The sequence below is a fragment of the Aromatoleum toluolicum genome (genome assembly GCF_012911005.2).
GTDB lineage: Bacteria > Pseudomonadota > Gammaproteobacteria > Burkholderiales > Rhodocyclaceae > Aromatoleum > Aromatoleum toluolicum.
Genome location: NZ_WTVS01000092.1, coordinates 1 through 16,635 on the forward strand (window position 1 = coordinate 1; position 16,635 = coordinate 16,635).

Consider the following 16,635-nt stretch of genomic DNA (forward strand, 5'->3'; position numbering starts at 1 on the left):
GTGCTAGACCCATCCCAACCCCAGCCCGGGAGTCTTCGCTTCGCTCCGCCGCTGCAGCGGCGCAGAGCGGTGCTCTGCGAAACCCCGCCTCCGCCCCCTTGAAGGGGAGGGAGCACCGTGCTGACCAGCGCTTACAGCTTGCAGTCGCCGACGTAGGCGTCCTGGTGCTTCTCCATCACCGTGCCGACGAGCTTGTTCGTGAGCTTGCCGCTCGCGTCCTTGTCGACGACGCGCAGGTAATAGTTCTGCACCGGGAAGTTGTTCGCGCCGTACTTGAACTCGCCGCGCACGGACTTGAAGTTCGCCTTCTTCAGTGCCGCGATCACCGCCTCGCGGTTTTCGACCTTGCCGCCGACCTCGCGCACCGCCGCGTCCATCGCCATCACGACGTCGTAGGCCTGCGCCGCATACACGGTCGGGTAGCGGCCGTTGTACTTCTTGCGGAAGGCCTCGACGAACTCGACGTTGGCCGGCACCTTCAGGTCGTGCGCCCAGTGGGCCGTGTTCAGCATCCCCAGCGTCGGATCGCCGACCGCCTCGATCACGTCCTGGTCGGCCGTGAAGCCCGGCGAAATCAGCGGAATGTCCTTCAGGCCGCCGCCGACGTACTGCTTGATGAAGTTGATCCCCATCGCCGCCGGCAGGAAGGCGAACACCGCGTCCGGCTTGGCCGCGCGGATCTGTGCGATCTCGGCCGCGTAGTCGATCTGGCCGACCTTGGTGTAGATCTCGTCCTTCAGCGTGCCCTTGTACAGGCGCTTGAAGCCGCCCAGGTGGTCCTTGCCCGCCGGGTAGTTCGGCGCGATCAGGACCACGTTCTTGAAGCCCTTCTCGTTCGCAACCTTGCCGGCGGCCTCGTCGTAGGTGTCGTTCTGGTACGAGACGCCAAAGAAGTACGGGCTGCACTGCTTGCCCGCGAACAGGCTGGGCCCGGGGTTGCTCGACAGGAAGGGCACCTTGGCCGCGAACAACGCCGGACCGACCGCCAGCGCCGAATTCGACGCCACCGGACCGGTGAAGAAGTCGATCTTGTCGCGCTGCACGAAGCGGTTCACGAGCTGGTTCGCCTGCTCCGGATTGCCCGCAAAGTCCTGCTGGATGAACTCCGCCGGCTGGCCGCCGAGCTTGCCGCCGAGGCGCTCCACCGCGAGGTTCAGGCCGTCGCGCGTCTCGGCGCCGATCGTCGCGAACGGACCGGAGATGTCGAGCGCGACACCGACCTTGACCGGTTCGGCATGGGCGGCAACTGCACCGCACAGTGCGAGGGAGACTGCGACGTTCTTCAGCTTCAGCATGGACGCTCCTGATCGGGATTTCTGTGGCAATGGCCGAGAACCGGCGAGATTATCACGTGCGCTTGGCGCGGACCCACCTGCATATGCGATCGGCGCGGGCGTCACAGCCGCCGGCCTCGCTATACTCGTACCCACCGGGGGCATCGCGACACCACCGCCCCCGGCCGTCGCGGACACACGCCACCGGGGAAATCGCCTTGCCCAACGAAACCGACGTCAGTCCATCCGCCCTCGGGCCGCTGCGCCAGCCGATGTTCCGCATGCTGTGGATCGCATGGCTCGCCGCGAACATCACGATGTGGATGAACGACGTCGCCGCGGCCTGGCTGATGACGTCGCTGACGTCGAGCGCCTTCATGGTCGCGATGGTGCAGGCCGCCTCGACGCTGCCCGTGTTCGTGCTCGGCCTGCCGAGCGGCGCGCTGGCCGACATCATCGATCGGCGCAAGTACTTCGCCGCAACCCAGCTGTGGATCGCGGTTGCGGCCATCCTGCTGTGCGGACTCGCCCTGGCCGACGCGCTGACCGCGGAACTGCTGCTCGCGCTCACCTTCGCCAACGGCATCGGCCTCGCGATGCGCTGGCCGGTGTTCGCCGCGATCATCCCTGACATCGTGCCGCGCCGCGACCTGCCCGCCGCCCTCGCCCTCAACGGCGTCGCGATGAACATGTCGCGCATCATCGGCCCGGTGGTCGCGGGCGCCCTGCTCGCCGGCGCCGGCAGCGCCTACGTGTTCCTGCTCAACGCGCTGCTGTCGATCTTCGCCTTCGTGATGATCCTGCGCTGGAAGTCCGAACCGAAGCTCAGCGCGCTGCCCGGCGAACGCTTCCTCGCGGCGATGCGCGTGGGCTTGCAGCACGTGATGCAGTCGCCGCCGATGCGCGCGGTCCTCGCCCGGATCTTCCTGTTCTTCCTGCAATCGACCTCGCTGACCGCACTGCTCCCCCTCGTCGTACGCGACCTCCACGCGGGCGGCGCGACGGCCTACACGAGCCTGCTCGCGGCGATGGGCGGCGGTGCGATCCTGGCGGCGCTGAACCTCGAGCGCCTGCGCCACCGGCTGGAACGCGAGGACTTCGTGCACTGGGGCACCCTCGTCCACGCCGCAAGCGCCGCCGTCGTCGTCCTGGTGCCGACACTGTGGGTCGCGATTCCCGCGATGTTCGCCGCCGGCATGGCGTGGATCGCCACGGCGAACGCGCTCACGGTGGCGGCGCAGATGGGGCTGCCGAACTGGGTTCGCGCCCGCGGCATGTCGATCTACCAGATGGCCCTGATGGGCGGCAGCGCCGCCGGCGCCGCGGTGTGGGGCTACGTGGCGAACCTGACGTCGGTCACCACCAGCATCCTCGTCGCTTCCGTCGTGGGTCCGCTGGTGCTGCTGCTCACCCGCCGCCACGCGCGGATCGGCGCGCACGACGTCGACCACAGTCCCGCGGCCGTCGTCGCGACGCTGCCCCCGCCGGCGATCGACATCGAACCCGACGAGGGGCCGGTGATGGTGACCATCGAATACCTCATCGACCCCGCGCGCGCCGCCGATTTCAACGCCGTGATGCTGGAAACCCGCCGCGCCCGCCTGCGTCAGGGCGCGCTCTCGTGGGGGCTGTTCCGCGACACGGCGCGGCCGGAGCGCTACATCGAATACTTCCTCGACGAGAACTGGATCGAGCACCAACGGCGCCTGGAGCGCTTCACCGCCGCGGACCTGGGCCTGCGCGAACGGCGGCTCGCCTTCCATATCGGCCCCGAGGCGCCGCTGATGCGCCGCTATGTCGCCGAGACCGTCGATGGCCGTCCGGACGCTGCGGCCCCGCGCTGAACCGCCGCTTCATCCGGCGTCCTGCGGGCCCGCCCGGCCGTAGAGGCGACGCAGCTCGTCCTTCGCCGCCTCCAGGCACGCGCGCCGCTCGACGGGGAGGTTCCTGCCTGCCCGGTTGATGTAGAAGTTCAGCATCGACATCGCCGACCGGAACGGGTCGCTCTTGCGGTGTTCGCTCGCCTCGGCCGAACGCTGCAATGACAGCGCAATCTCGCGCGGCTCGGCCAGCAGGAACACGCCCGCCTCGAGCTCCAGCGCGTGGCTGCTCTCGGTCACCGTCTGCGACCAGCGCCTGTCCTCAACCATGCACTGCCCTCCCGCAGCGGGCACGGGACGGGCCACCCTGACCGCGCGCTTCCCGGCGCAGGCGAACGATCACTTCAACGGCCCGCCGAACACCGCGAAGCTCGCCCACGCCATCGGCCGCGGCTCGGCACTGCGCCGTTCCAGCATCGCCTCGCGCAGCGCCTTGTCCGGCGGCAACTGCCGCGCGAGCGCCATGAAGCGCGTCATCAGCTCCTGCGTGGCCCGATCACCGACGAGCCACAGGCTCATGACGACATTGGCCGCCCCGGCCTGTTGCCACGCCCGCGCGAGCCCGATCGTGCCGACGTCGAAGGTTTTGCCCAGCCCCGTCTGGCACGCGCTCAAGACGACCAGCGGACGCTGCCCGCCACGCGGCACCTGCTTCGCGATCTGCTTGCCGGTCCATCGACCGTCGCTCAGCACGAGGAAGCCGCCATCGAGCGGGTTGACCTCGTCCGCGATGCCGTGCGTCGCGAAATACAACAGCGGCGGCGGGGGCGACGTCCGCAGGCGCGCGAGCACCTTCGCCCTGCTCGCCCGATCGCCGATCAGCGGCTCGACCTGCGCCATGCGTGCGACCTCCTTCGCCTCCGCTTCCGCCCCCGGGAGCGGTGCGAGATGCCAGTCCGCATCCGTCCGCTGCGGATTGCCGACGACCAGCGCCCCGGAAAAATCGCGCGGTGCCGTCAGCGGCTTTTCGCGGAACACGAAGAATCCCGGCGCGACGATGATCGACGCGGCATCGATCAGCATGCGTCCCTTGCCGATCGGCAACGCGGCGAACGGAATCACACCGAGGTCGAACACCGGAACCACGACCACGGTATCGATCGCGTTCGCCTCCAGCGCCTCGGCCAACACCGGCGGCAGCAACGCAGCCGCCACCGCGGGCAATGAAGGCGCGGCCGGCCGATCCCGCGAGACCGCAGCCAGCTCCTCCTCCAGCCGGGCCATCTGCGCGTCGAACTCGGCCTTGCTCATTGCCGCAGAGCGCACCGGCAGGCTTCGCTCGGCGACACCCAGCGCCTCCATCACCGCCGGTCGAAGATCCAGGATGCCCTGCGTGCCGGCGAGCGGCGTCACGGCCGAAAGCACCGTCCCCGGTCCGACGATCAGCCACGCACAGAGCCGGCGCCGCGCCTCGTTGTACGCGTGAAACAGCACCGCCGTCCTGCGCGGCGCCGTCTCCGCCAGGCGCGAGTGCACGTCCACCAGCGTAACGGGATGGAAATCCTTGCTGCGCTTGCCCTGCCAGTACCAGCCCGTGACGAGCTTGTTCTCGAGCCGGCCGATGTGCTCCTCGTGGGCGCGGATGTTCGCCTCCAGCTCCGCCTTTGATCCGGTGTCGCACACGGCAAAGAACTGCGCTCCGGCCGGCAGCGAGAAGCCGCCCAGCAGCACGCACACGATCAGCGCCCACGCCGGCCTCATGGCGCAGTGACCGGGAACGGCATCCACATCGCCCTTCACTTGTCCGACTTGTCCGTTCGGGGCGGCGTCGGCTCGTTCGGAGAACCCTTTCCGAGCAGGTAGCCCGCAAGTGTCCCCAGCAAGCCCATCACCGGCGCCACCTGCTGGTCCGTATATCCGGCCACCACCAGGAACAGCGCGCCGGTGATGATCAGCACCGTGCCGAAGACGCGCAGGATTGCCTCCGGCGACGGACGCGAACTGCGCATCAGCCCGGCGCACAGAACGAGCACGACGATGCCGAAGATCAGCACCACCGCGCTCATCGTCATCGCGTTCTGGTTCGACCACCACTCCGGCCCCGCGGCGGGCGGCGGCACGACGGTCTTTGCCGGCGCAGCGGGCACCTGCGACAGTTCCCGGTCGAGATCGGCCATCTGCTTGTCGAATTCCGCCTTCGTCATTGCCCACCCTCCAGCGATCTCACGCGCTGCCTCAGCAGCTCGACCTGCTTCTCGAGGAGGTCCACCTTGCGCTGCAGCACCGCATTCTCGCGGCGCAGCAACGTGACGTCCCCGGACGACTCACCGCTGCGGCTCATTCCCGGCACCTGCCGATCGCGGTCAGCTCCGGGGGGCGATCCCGTTGCCTGCTCCGGAGGGACGGGGGCCGGCACGGTTGGTGGCGACTCGCTTCCTGACGGCGTCCCGGTGGCCAGCCCTGGGCGCTGCGGCGCCCAGACCGGCCCCGCCGCGAAAACGGCCAGGAGTGCAACTGCAACGGATTTGCGCATGACGCCCTCCGCACACGGATGCGTTCGTCGATGCCATTGACGGGACCGTTCGGCCGCCGGCACCGGCGGCTAGTCAATCGCCATGGGGCAAACGCCCCAAATGCATGATAGGACAGAAAAACCGGCGGTGCCGGCAGCGCCCGACCGGGAAGTCCGCGCCGCAAACGGACTGAAACCCGACGTTGACTACAATCCATACATGCCGCCACCGGAACCGGACACATGCCCCGCTACGCACACACCGTGGATGGAAAGCGCTACCGGTTCGCCGATCTGAAGAGCCTGCTCGCCAAGGCCACGCCGGCACGTTCGGGCGACCAACTCGCCGGCATCGCCGCAGGCAGCGACGAAGAGCGGGTCGCCGCCCGGATGGCGCTCGCCGAACTGCCGTTGGCGACCTTCCTCGACGAGGTGCCGATCCCCTACGAACAGGACGAAGTCACCCGCCTCATCATCGATGAGCACGACAAGACCGCCTTCGCGGCGGTCAGCCACCTCACCGTCGGGGACTTCCGCAACTGGCTGCTGTCCGAAGCCGCCGACGAAGCCGCACTCGCCGCCCTCGCGCCCGGCCTCACGCCCGAAATGGCGGCAGCCGTCAGCAAGATCATGCGCGTGCAGGACCTGATCCTCGTCGCCAAGAAATGCCGCGTCGTGACCGCCTTCCGCAACACCATCGGCCTCGCCGGCCGCATGGCCACCCGCCTGCAACCCAACCACCCGACGGACGACCCCGCCGGGGTCGCCGCCAGCATCGTCGACGGGCTGATGTACGGCTGCGGTGATGCGGTCATCGGCGTCAATCCCGCCAGCGACAACGTGCACACCGTCACGACGCTGCTGCGCATGCTCGATGCCATCATCGCCAAGTACCGCATCCCGACCCAGGCCTGCGTCCTCACCCACGTCACGACCACCATCGAGGCGATCGGCCGCGGCGCCCCGGTGGACCTGGTATTCCAGTCGATTGCCGGCACCGAATCCGCGAATGCCGGCTTCGGCATCAACCTCGCCCTGCTCGCCGAAGGGCGCGACGCGGCCCTGTCGCTGCGGCGCGGCACCGTCGGCAACCACGTCATGTACTTCGAGACCGGCCAGGGCAGCGCCCTGTCGGCCAACGCCCATCACGGCGTCGACCAGCAGACCTGCGAGGCGCGGGCCTACGCCGTCGCGCGCAAGTTCAAGCCCCTGCTGGTGAACACCGTCGTGGGCTTCATCGGCCCGGAATACCTGTACGACGGCAAGCAGATCACCCGCGCCGGCCTCGAAGACCACTTCTGCGGCAAGCTGCTGGGCGTGCCGATGGGCTGCGACGTGTGCTACACCAACCACGCCGAAGCCGACCAGGACGACATGGACGCGCTCCTGACGCTCCTCGCCTCCGCCGGCGTCAATTACGTGATGGGCGTACCCGGCTCGGACGACGTCATGCTCAACTACCAGTCCACGTCCTTCCACGACGCCCTGTACATCCGCCAGGTCCTCGGCCTGCGCCCCGCGCCCGAGTTCGAAGCCTGGCTGCGCGACATCGGCATCTTCGTGCCGGGCGAGGCGCTGGCGCTCACGCAGGACCTGCCCGCGCCCTTCCGCCACGCACTCGCGAAACTCGACTGAGGATACCGTGATGGACGAACCCGCCGACACGCCCGTCATCCCCGACGCCTGGGCAAAACTCCGCCGCTTCACCCCCGCCCGCATCGCCCTCGGACGCGCCGGCACCAGCCTCCCGACCCAGGCCCAGCTCGACTTCCAACTCGCCCACGCCCGCGCGCGCGACGCCGTCCATCACCCCCTCGCGACCGACGTCCTGCGCGCGGCGCTCGCGCAACGCGGCCACACCGTCACCACGGTCCACAGCGCCGCCCCCGATCGCCAGACCTACCTGCAGCGCCCCGACCTCGGGCGACGCCTGGACGAAACCTCGCGGGCAACACTCGCCGCACTCAGTGCGGCCGACGACGCGCCCTTCGACGTCGCCTTCATACTCGCCGACGGGCTCTCCGCCTTCGCCATCGAACAGAACGCCCTGCCCTTCCTCGACGCCATGCTGCCCCGCCTGCCAGCCCCGGCATGGAAGCTGGCCCCGCTCGTAATCGCCACACAATCCCGCGTCGCCCTCGGCGACGACATCGCCGTCACCTTGCACGCGCGCATGGTCGCCATCCTCATCGGCGAACGCCCCGGCCTCAGCTCCCCCGACAGCCTGGGCATCTACCTCACCTGGCAGCCCCGCATCGGCACGACGGACGCGCAGCGCAACTGCATCTCCAACATCCGCCGCGAAGGACTCGATATCGACGTCGCTGCGGACAAGCTGCTATGGCTGATGAACGAGGCACGCAGCAGGCAGTTGTCCGGGGTGTCCCTCAAGGACGACACGCAGACGCCCGAAGAACGCCTCGCCACCCCGGCGACGAACTTCCTCCTCGACTCGCGGCCGTAACCGGCGTGTGGGTCGCCGCACGGTGAAGCGGCCCACGTGTTGCCCGACGTACTCCGCCAGCACGCAGAAGAGTGGCCAGACAGGCGACGATGAGCGATATTTCAGCCCCTGACGTGCCCCGGTGGCCGAGCGGCACTTCCACATCCTGTCGAGACCCACGAATTGAGAATCCTGCATACCGCCGACTGGCACCTCGGCCGCGTCTATCATGGCGTGTCGCTGCTCGAAGACCAGGCTCAGGTCCTCGATGACCTCGTCGCGCTGATCCACGCCGAAAAACCCGATGCCGTACTCGTGGCCGGGGATATCTACGACCGTTCCGTCCCGCCGGCCGAGGCCGTGCGCCTGCTCGACGACACCCTCACCCGCATCGTGATCGGCGAGCGCGTGCCAGTCATCCTGATCGCCGGCAACCACGACAGCCCCGACCGCCTCGGCTTCGGCGCCCGCCTGCTGTCCGAGGCCGGCCTGACCGTGCGCGGCACCGTCACCGCCGACATCGCGCCGGTGATCCTGCGCGACGCCGACGGCGAAGTCGCGTTCTATCCGCTGCCCTATGCGGAACCCTCGATGCTGCGGCACTACCTGGCCGAAGACACCATCGCTGACCACCATGCCGGCCTCAAGGCACAACTGAACCGGGTGCGCGAATGCCATGACCGCTCGCGGCGCTCGGTGGTCCTCGCCCACGCCTTCGTGATCGGCGGCACGGCCTCCGAGTCGGAACGTCCCCTCTCGGTCGGTGGCACCGGCGCGGTGGGCAGCGACGTCTTCGACGGCTTCGATTTCGTCGCGCTGGGCCACCTGCACCGCCCGCAAACACTGGAAAGCGGTCGCCTCGACTACGCCGGCTCGCTGATGAAGTATTCCTTCGCCGAAGCCGGGCACGCCAAGAGCGTCTCGCTGATCGAGATCGACGGCCGCGGCCGCAGCGCAATCCGCCGTCTGCCGCTCACCCCGCGCCGCGACCTGCGCATCCTCGAAGGCCCGCTCGAGGACATCGTCCGCCGCGCGGCCGACGACCCGCAGCGCGACGACTACGTGCTCGCGCGCATCTCCGACACCGGCGCGATCCTCGACGCGATGAGCAAGCTGCGCACGGCCTACCCCAACGCGCTCTCCATCGAACGCCCGCAATTGTCCGGCAGCGGCGCCGGCCTCGAAGGCGGCACGGATCACCGCAAGGTCGAGACGCAGGACCTCTTCGCCAGCTTCTATCGCGAGATGACCGGCGCCGACCTGGACGAACCCGCCGCGCAGCTCCTGCATGCCGAGATCGCTGCCCTCGCCCGCGCCGACCGGGAGGCCGCGCAATGAAACCGTGCCGTCTCGCCCTGCAAGCCTTCGGCCCCTTCGCCGGCCGCGAGGAAATCGACTTCGGCGCGCTGCCGTCCGACGCCCTCTTCCTCATCCACGGTCCGACCGGCGCGGGCAAGACCTCGCTCCTCGACGGCATCTGCTATGCGCTCTACGGCGAAACCTCCGGCAGCGAGCGCTCCGCCAAGGAGATGCGCAGCCATCACGCCCCGGACAGCGTCCTGACGGAAGTCGAGTTCGAGTTCGAACTCGCCGGCACGCGCTACCGCATCCGCCGCTCGCCCGAGCAGGAACGCACCGCCCTGCGCGGCAAGAAGGAACTGGTCAAGACGCCGGCGAAGGCAGAGCTTCACGTCCACGACGCCGCCGGAACGGGCGACTGGACGCCGCTGGTGAGCAAGACCACCGAAGTCACCGAGCGCATCGTCGCGCTCCTTGGCTTCGAGGCCGACCAGTTCCGCCAGGTGATCATGCTGCCGCAAGGGCAGTTCCGAAAGCTCCTGACCGCCGACTCCAGGGATCGCGAGAAGATCCTCGAAGCGCTGTTCTCGACCGAGACCTACAAGCGCCTGCAGGAATGCCTCAACGGCTCCGCGCGGCAGCTCGAACAACAGGCGGACGCGGCCAGGGCGCGGCGCACGACGCTGCTGGAGCAGGCCGGCGCGCAATCCGGCGACGAACTGGCCGCGCGCGTGAGCGAATCCGAAGCCCGCCTTGCCGACCTCGCCATCCAGGAGAAGCAGAGCCGCAGCGACGACTCCGCGGCCTCTGCGGCGCTCGCCGCAGGCGAAACACTGGCCGCCCAGTTCAAGGAAGTCGACGTGTCGCGACAGGCCCTGGAGAAACTGACGACCGGGGCGGCGCTCGCGGATGCGCAACGGCGCGAGCTGGCGGACGCCACGCGCGCGCAGCACGTCATCCCCGCCCACGCCGCCTTCGCCGAGGCCCGCCGGCACCAGCAACAGCTCGCCCAACAGACCGCAATGGCCGCAACCGGGGCGGAAAACGCCACGGCGACACTGTCCGCGGCCGAAACCGTGCTGAATAAGGAAACCGCCCGCGCGGCCGAGCGCGATGCCGCGGCGCGCGAACATGCGCGCCTCGAAGGCCTGCGCGACACCGTGCAGGGGCTGCGAGCCGCGCAGCGCGAACATGTCGCAGCCGATGCCGCGGCGCGCTCGACCCTCCAGACACTCGCGGCACTGCAAAAGCAGCACACCGACCTGACCACCCAACGCAGCGCGCTGCAGCAGGCGATCGAGCTCCACGGCCCCCAGGCAAACCGCTGCGATGCCCTGCAGGCGAAGATCGAGCAGCAAACCCAACGCGTCGCGGCGCTCACCCGGCTTGCTGCCGCGAAGGCCACGCTCGCCACGAGCCAGATCGAAGCCGCCAACCGCAAGCGCGCCTGCGAAGCGGCGCAGACCGCTCGCCAGCGCGCGCTCGACCACAAGGAAGCCCTCGAAGCACGCTGGCGCGAAGGGCAGGCTGCCGCGCTCGCGCACCATCTCGCAGACGGTCAGCCCTGCCCCGTCTGCGGCAGCGCCGAGCACCCCCACCCCGCCGCGAGCGGCGAGGCCGTTCCGACCGAAACGGAGCTGCGCGCCGCCACCGCCGCGCTGAACAAAGCCGAAGGCGCGCTGGATCTGGCCCGCACCGCCCATCACGAAGCCGCCAACCGGGTCGCCGCCGAGGAATCGACCGTGACGACCCTGCAATCCGGCCTGCCCGCGGACGTGCCCGATGCGGCGGTGGCACAACAGGCCCTGCAGACGCTCGAACGGGAACTCGCCTCCGCCAGGCAGGCCGCGGCAGCCCTGAGCCAGGCGAAAACTGCAATCGAAACCTGCGATCGGAACATCGCCGCCGCGGCGCAGGCCGTGGAACTCGCGCGCGGCAAGAGCGAGGAATCCGGACTCCAGGCCGCCACGGCGGCATCCCGCGTCGCCGAGCGGTCCGCCCAAGTCCCCGCCGACCTGCGCGAAGACGACGCCCTCGAACGGGCGATCCGCGTCGCGAAGACGCGCTGCGACCAACTCCTCGAACAGCTGAAAACGGCGCAGGACGCGCATCGCCAAGCCCACGCCACCGCCGCCGCGGCGCGGGCCACCCTCGCCACGCTACGCGAATCACTCGCCGCGGCCGAGCGCCGCAGCACCGAGGCGCACGAGACCCTCATCGGGAACCTGAGCGAACACGGTTTCGCCGGCGAAGACGTTTTCCGGCTCGCCCGCCGCCCAGCCGACGCGATCACCGCCTTGCGCACCATGCTGCAGGCCCACGACGAAGCGCTCGCCGCCGCAAAGGAACGCGTCGCACGCGCCGAAGGCAGCACTGCGGGCAAGACCGCACCGGATCTGCCCGCACTGAAGGCCGCCCAGAGCGCGACGCGCGAACGCGTCGAAGCGCTCGTCGCCGTGCAAAACACCCTCAAGGAAAAGATCGCCCACGAACGCAAGACGCTCGACACCCTCGCCGACATCCGCCGCGAACTGGGCGACATCGAAGACCGCTACCGCGTGATGGGCCACCTCGCCGCCATCGCCAACGGCGACAACAGCCGCAAGCTCACCTTCCAGCGCTTCGTCCTCGCCGCGCTCCTCGACGACGTGCTCGGCCAGGCCTCCCTGCGCCTCAAGGCCATGAGCCGCGGACGCTACACCCTCCAGCGCCGCATGGACGTCGCCGACGCACGCAAGGCCTCCGGCCTCGATCTCGAAGTGTTCGACGACTACACCGGGCGCGCCCGCCCCGCCAGTACCCTCTCCGGCGGCGAAGGCTTCATGGCATCGCTGTCGCTTGCGCTCGGCCTGTCGGACGTCGTCCAGTCCTACGCCGGCGGCATCCAGCTCGACACCCTCTTCATTGACGAGGGCTTCGGCAGCCTCGATCCGGAGTCGCTCGACATGGCCATGAAGGCGCTCATCGACCTGCAGCAGAAAGGCCGCATGGTCGGCATCATTTCCCACGTCGATGAGCTCAAGCGGCAGATCGACACCGGCATCGAAATCAGCCTCGGCGCAGCCGGAAGCCACGTCCAGATCCGGGGATGCGCCTGACCGTGGTCCTGGTCGAGCGCTGCGCAGCCGCGAGCAGGACGCCTCACTCCGTCCGGTCCGGATCCCCGATCCCTTCCCCGGCAAGCGCCCGCCCGGCGGCCGGGCCGATCGTACCCACTGATCTGGCATGGGCCAGCAAACCCTTGTCCAGAAGCAAGCGCCGCATGCTCCCGGCCAGCATGGTGGCCAACTGCGCGTCGTCGGCCCACGCGAAACCATCCACCTCGGGTACCCGCCGACCGGTTACGTAGTGGTCGAAGTAACTGGTGCACCGGCACCGATCGGCTCGCGTCTCGTCCGACGAAGTGCGGACCACGAAGAGATGCAGGTCCTTGCCGCGATAGTAAGCATGCCGGCCCAGGTCCGTGAGCCGGCGCGCATCGAACACGAGCCCGAACTCCTCCTGCGCCTCCCGCAACGCGCAGCTCATCGGCCCCTCCCCCGCGTCGATGAGCCCCTTGGGCAGATCCCAATGCCGGCTGCCGGTCGAATGCCCGACCAGCAACTCGCCGCGCTCATTGATGACCAACAGACCGCAGGAAAGCTGAGTGGCTGTCATGACGATTCGCATCGATTGCGGTGAGTCTTGGCGGGTATCGTCATGGGACGGACCTGTGGCGGGTCAAGCGGGCGCATCAGCCCCGCCTGAAGTCGAAATCTTCATCGGCACCAACATCAGGGATGCTGCCCGGAACTTCCCTGAAGGTACTGCGGACAGGCCCGGACTGCGCAGCATGCACGATCTCGCGATCTTCAGCGTCGACACTCCGGCCGTGCGCGGCCACCGCATCCTTCGCGGCCTGTGCTACCGCGGATTCGATGTTGCGAACAACTGGACTGGATGCCACGGCAATCTCCATTGGATTGCAATGCGTGCATTGTAGGGCACGGCGTGATCATTACCTCGGCCATGGGCGCAACGCTGCGCAGCCGGATACCCGCTTTCGTGGTCGTGAATGCGGTGAATGAGCCGGATAATCTCCGCAAAAGGCGCCCTCCCTGCATAGGACGGATGAAGGAGCGCGCCGTATCCTGCCAAAGCGGCGTGCGGGCATCAGCCAGCTCCGATCATCGGTCCTTATCCGTTCGCGCATGGAAGATGAACCCGATGCTGTTCATCAGCAGCTGCGCCGCGAGGATCGAAGTGGTGCCGGTCGGATCGTAGGCGGGTGCGACCTCCACGAGGTCCATGCCGACGATGTTGCCGCGGCTGCGCTTGGCGAGCGCCTGGATGATCTCGAGCACTTCGTAGTACAGGAAACCGCCGTGGCTCGGCGTGCCGGTGCCCGGCGCGATCGAGGGGTCGAAGCCGTCGATGTCGATCGTGATGTAGTAGGACACGCCCTGCGGAATCCGCGCGAGCACGCCTTCCGTCCCGAGCCGGCGCACGTCGCGCACCGACAGGATCTGCGAGCCGGCTTCGCGCGCCGCCACGTAGTCGTCGCGGTTCGATGACGACACGTTGCGGATGCCGATCTGCGTCATGCCGACGATGTGGTCCATCTCGGATGCACGGCGAAGCGGATTGCCGTGGCCGTAGCGCACGCCGTGCCGTTCGTCGACGAAGTCGAGGTGGGCGTCGACATGCAGGATGTGGATCGGCCCGCGGCCTTCGAAGGCCTTGATCACTGGCGCGTGGATCGAGTGGTCGCCACCGAGCACCAGCGGCATCGCGCCCTTCTCGAGGATCTTGCGTACCGCGAATTCGATGTTCGCGTTGCTCTTCGCCATGTCGGTATGCACGATGTCCGCGTCGCCGACGTCGGTAATGCGCACCTCGTCCTGCGTCAGGTACATCACGTCGTCCTCGAAATCGTAGGCGCCCGAGTGGCCGAACGAGAACAGCGTCGAGGCCTCGCGGATGCCGCGCGGCCCGAAGCGCGCGCCCGAGCGCCACTGCGTGCCCATGTCGTTGGGCGCGCCGAGCACGGCGACGTCGGCGTCGATCTGTTCCCAATCGACGCAGGGGGGTGATTTGGCAAAGGTGCAGTGACCGACGAACGGCAGGTTGAGGCGGCCGGATTCATAGGAGTTCCTGGACATGGTCTTTCTCCGAGCGAGTAAGCGAATTTGCGTGATGAAGGGGTGGCGGAGGCGCGCGTCGGCGCGCGACCGGTTGCGGATGCCCGGTCGCGACGCCCGCCGGGGCTCAGAAGTTGTACTTGAGCCCGACGACGACGGCGGCCCGTCCAAGGTTGCGCGAATCTCCTTTCGCCCCCCCGCCGGGCATGTAGAAGGAGCGCTCCGCGTTGGTCGCGAACAGCGACACGCTGGGCACGAGGCCGTTGAAATCCTTGGAAAGCGTCAGCGAAGCGTCGGCATAGCTCGCGTCGCCGGAGTACGGACCGCTGATGAACTGGTAGCCAGCGTGCGGCACGAGGGTGTAGCCGTCGCCGAGGTCGAGGCTTGCACTGAGGTCGACGTAGTAGCTCTTGCCGCTGTCCGGGATCGCGAGGAAGTTCTTGCTCACCGTGCGACTCAGCTTCAGCTTGCCGACGCCGTAGGTGAGGCCGGCATAGATCTCGGTCGTGTTCGCGTCGGGCTCGAGCCCGTTGTCGGGGAAGATGTAGCGCAGGAAACCGAGGTCGTAGCCGAAGCCGCCGCCGAGCTCGCCGGCGTAGCCGCCATACACATCGAGCTCGTAGTCGGCGCCTCCGCCGGGAAAATCCTCGATCCATTTGATCGTGGACGCGAAGGCGCCGAGATACAGGCCGCCATTCGTATAGTCCACGCCCGCCTGGGCGGCCGGATGGAAGCGCGACTGCGACAGGCCGCGCGCGCGGTAGTCGCTGACGGCTGCGACGTTGAAGATCAGGTCGGCGTGCGCGTTGAGGGCGGTACCGGCGCCGACGAAGCCGAGTGCGAGGGCGATGCAGCGGAAATTCATGGGAGTCTCCCGAATCGTAGGGATGGAGTGAGCCTTGGGGGTGGCCGGCGGCCACCCCCATGCGACAGCAAACGGGGATGTGTCAGGCGGAGCGGATCAGGAAGCGACGCGCCTCAGCGGCTTGCCACTGCGCTGCGTCCTCTCCCACCCTTCGACGAAGCCCACGGGAGCGTCGTCGGGCGCGAGGACCGCGCCCCCCCGGACGATGTCGGCCGCGCGCTCGGCGACCATGATCGTCGGGGCGTTGAGGTTGCCGTTCGGCTCGGTCGGAAACACCGACGAGTCGATCACGCGCAGCCCCTCGACGCCGCGCACGCGCAGACCTGAATCGACGACGGCCATCTCATCCTCCCCCATGCGGCAGGTGCCGCAGGGATGCATCGTCGACTCCATGTTCTCGCGCACGAAGGCGTCGATCTCGTCGTCGGTGCGCACGCCCGGCCCCGGCGCGAGCTCCTCGCCGCGATAACGGTCCATCGCCGGCTGCCCGACAATCTCGCGCGTGAGGCGCACGCAGCGCCGGAAGCCCTCGCGGTCGGCCTCGTGCTCCAGATAGTTGAAGCGGATTTCCGGATGCACATAGGGGTCGCCCGACACCAGGCGCACATGGCCGCGGCTCTTGGGCTTGTTCGGCCCGGTCAGGACCATGAAACCATGCCCCTCGATCGGCTTGTGCCCGTCATAGCGCATCGCTGCCGGCAGGAAGTGGAACTGGATGTCCGGCCAGCGCAGCCCCGGCGCGGAGCGGATGAAACCCCCTGCCTCGAAGTGATTGCTCGCCCCGAGCCCGTCCCGACGCGCGAGCCAGCGCGCACCGATCGCAGCCCTGCCCATGAGATCCATCTTGCTGTTGAGCGTGATCGGCTCCTTGCACGCCCACTGGATATAGATCTCGCTGTGGTCCTGCAGGTTGGCGCCCACCCCGGGCAGGTCGTGGCGTACCGCGACGCCGGCGCGCTGCAGCACGTCGCCGGGGCCGATGCCCGAACGCTGCAGCAGGTGTGGCGAGCCGATCGGGCCGGCCGCGACCAGCACCTCGCGCCGCACGCGCACGGTGCGCACGTCGCCGCCCGTCTCGTAGCGCACCCCGACCGCGCGCTTGCCTTCCATGACGATCTCGCGCGTCATCGCATGCGTGACGACCTTCAGGTTCGGCCGATTCATCGCGGGACGCAGGTAGGCATTCGCCGTGGACCAGCGCACCCCGTCCTTGACCGTCATGTGCATCGCGCCGAAGCCTTCCTGCATATGTCCGTTGCAGTCCTCGGTCTTGATGTAGCCCGCCTGCGCCCCCGCCTCCAC

15 protein-coding genes are annotated in these 16,635 nt (G+C 68.6%); 6 read left to right on the top strand and 9 right to left on the bottom strand.

What is annotated here, in order from left to right; translation table 11 throughout:
- Positions 1-131: 131 nt before the first annotated feature.
- On the bottom strand, positions 132-1,295 hold the full coding sequence (locus GPA27_RS25220) for an ABC transporter substrate-binding protein (protein WP_169143188.1): 1,164 nt from the start codon (positions 1,293-1,295) through the stop codon (positions 132-134).
- A 197-nt stretch (positions 1,296-1,492) separates the two neighbouring features.
- Between GPA27_RS25220 and GPA27_RS25225 the strand changes: the two genes are divergently transcribed.
- Positions 1,493-3,118 carry an MFS transporter gene (locus GPA27_RS25225; protein ID WP_211165233.1) on the top strand — a complete coding sequence of 542 codons (1,626 nt, stop codon included), beginning with the start codon at positions 1,493-1,495 and terminating at the stop codon, positions 3,116-3,118.
- A gap of 9 nt (positions 3,119-3,127) precedes the next feature.
- On the opposite strand, the gene GPA27_RS25230 is transcribed toward GPA27_RS25225, so the two are convergent.
- From GPA27_RS25230 to GPA27_RS25245, 4 genes are all read right to left on the bottom strand, one after another.
- A complete protein-coding gene (locus tag GPA27_RS25230; RefSeq protein ID WP_169143190.1) occupies positions 3,128-3,424 on the bottom strand; it encodes a DUF3175 domain-containing protein in 297 nt (98 codons plus the stop codon).
- A 69-nt stretch (positions 3,425-3,493) separates the two neighbouring features.
- Positions 3,494-4,855: a CHAT domain-containing protein gene (locus tag GPA27_RS25235; RefSeq protein ID WP_169143191.1), complete on the bottom strand. Its 1,362-nt coding sequence runs from the start codon at positions 4,853-4,855 to the stop codon at positions 3,494-3,496.
- A 35-nt stretch (positions 4,856-4,890) separates the two neighbouring features.
- The gene (locus tag GPA27_RS25240; RefSeq protein WP_169143192.1) at positions 4,891-5,298 is read right to left on the bottom strand and encodes a hypothetical protein; all 408 of its coding nucleotides are present in this window, start codon (positions 5,296-5,298) and stop codon (positions 4,891-4,893) included.
- Entirely contained in the window at positions 5,295-5,435 is a 141-nt protein-coding gene (locus GPA27_RS25245; protein WP_169143193.1) for a coiled-coil domain-containing protein, read from the bottom strand. Before GPA27_RS25245 ends, GPA27_RS25240 begins: the two co-directional genes overlap by 4 nt.
- 414 nt (positions 5,436-5,849) lie before the next feature.
- On the opposite strand from GPA27_RS25245, the gene GPA27_RS25250 reads away from it, so the two are divergent.
- The 4 genes from GPA27_RS25250 to GPA27_RS25265 all read left to right on the top strand — a co-directional run bounded on the left by GPA27_RS25250 (position 5,850) and on the right by GPA27_RS25265 (position 12,446).
- Positions 5,850-7,241, top strand: a complete 1,392-nt coding sequence (locus GPA27_RS25250) for an ethanolamine ammonia-lyase subunit EutB (RefSeq protein WP_169143194.1) — start codon at positions 5,850-5,852, stop codon at positions 7,239-7,241.
- A gap of 10 nt (positions 7,242-7,251) precedes the next feature.
- A complete protein-coding gene (gene eutC, locus GPA27_RS25255; protein WP_169143195.1) occupies positions 7,252-8,070 on the top strand; it encodes an ethanolamine ammonia-lyase subunit EutC in 819 nt (272 codons plus the stop codon).
- A 162-nt stretch (positions 8,071-8,232) separates the two neighbouring features.
- Positions 8,233-9,387 carry an exonuclease SbcCD subunit D gene (locus GPA27_RS25260; RefSeq protein WP_169143196.1) on the top strand — a complete coding sequence of 385 codons (1,155 nt, stop codon included), beginning with the start codon at positions 8,233-8,235 and terminating at the stop codon, positions 9,385-9,387.
- Positions 9,384-12,446, top strand: a complete 3,063-nt coding sequence (locus GPA27_RS25265; RefSeq protein ID WP_169143197.1) for an AAA family ATPase — start codon at positions 9,384-9,386, stop codon at positions 12,444-12,446. The genes GPA27_RS25260 and GPA27_RS25265 overlap by 4 nt, the downstream gene beginning before the upstream one ends.
- Before the next feature lie 43 nt (positions 12,447-12,489).
- On the opposite strand, the gene GPA27_RS25270 is transcribed toward GPA27_RS25265, so the two are convergent.
- Entirely contained in the window at positions 12,490-13,005 is a 516-nt protein-coding gene (locus GPA27_RS25270) for an NUDIX hydrolase (RefSeq protein WP_169143198.1), read from the bottom strand.
- On the opposite strand from GPA27_RS25270, the gene GPA27_RS25275 reads away from it, so the two are divergent.
- Positions 13,004-13,330 carry a hypothetical protein gene (locus GPA27_RS25275; RefSeq protein WP_256223116.1) on the top strand — a complete coding sequence of 109 codons (327 nt, stop codon included), beginning with the start codon at positions 13,004-13,006 and terminating at the stop codon, positions 13,328-13,330. The two genes, GPA27_RS25270 and GPA27_RS25275, sit on opposite strands and share 2 nt — an antisense overlap.
- 184 nt (positions 13,331-13,514) lie before the next feature.
- Here GPA27_RS25275 and speB read toward each other — a convergent pair whose 3' ends face one another.
- The 3 genes from speB to GPA27_RS25290 all read right to left on the bottom strand — a co-directional run.
- Positions 13,515-14,489, bottom strand: coding sequence for an agmatinase (speB, locus tag GPA27_RS25280; RefSeq protein ID WP_169143199.1), 975 nt, complete (start codon positions 14,487-14,489; stop codon positions 13,515-13,517).
- 106 nt (positions 14,490-14,595) lie between these two features.
- On the bottom strand, positions 14,596-15,333 hold the full coding sequence (locus GPA27_RS25285) for a TorF family putative porin (protein ID WP_169143200.1): 738 nt from the start codon (positions 15,331-15,333) through the stop codon (positions 14,596-14,598).
- 96 nt (positions 15,334-15,429) lie between these two features.
- A partial coding sequence (locus GPA27_RS25290) for a GMC oxidoreductase (RefSeq protein ID WP_169143201.1) occupies positions 15,430-16,635 on the bottom strand: 1,206 nt, incomplete at its 5' end.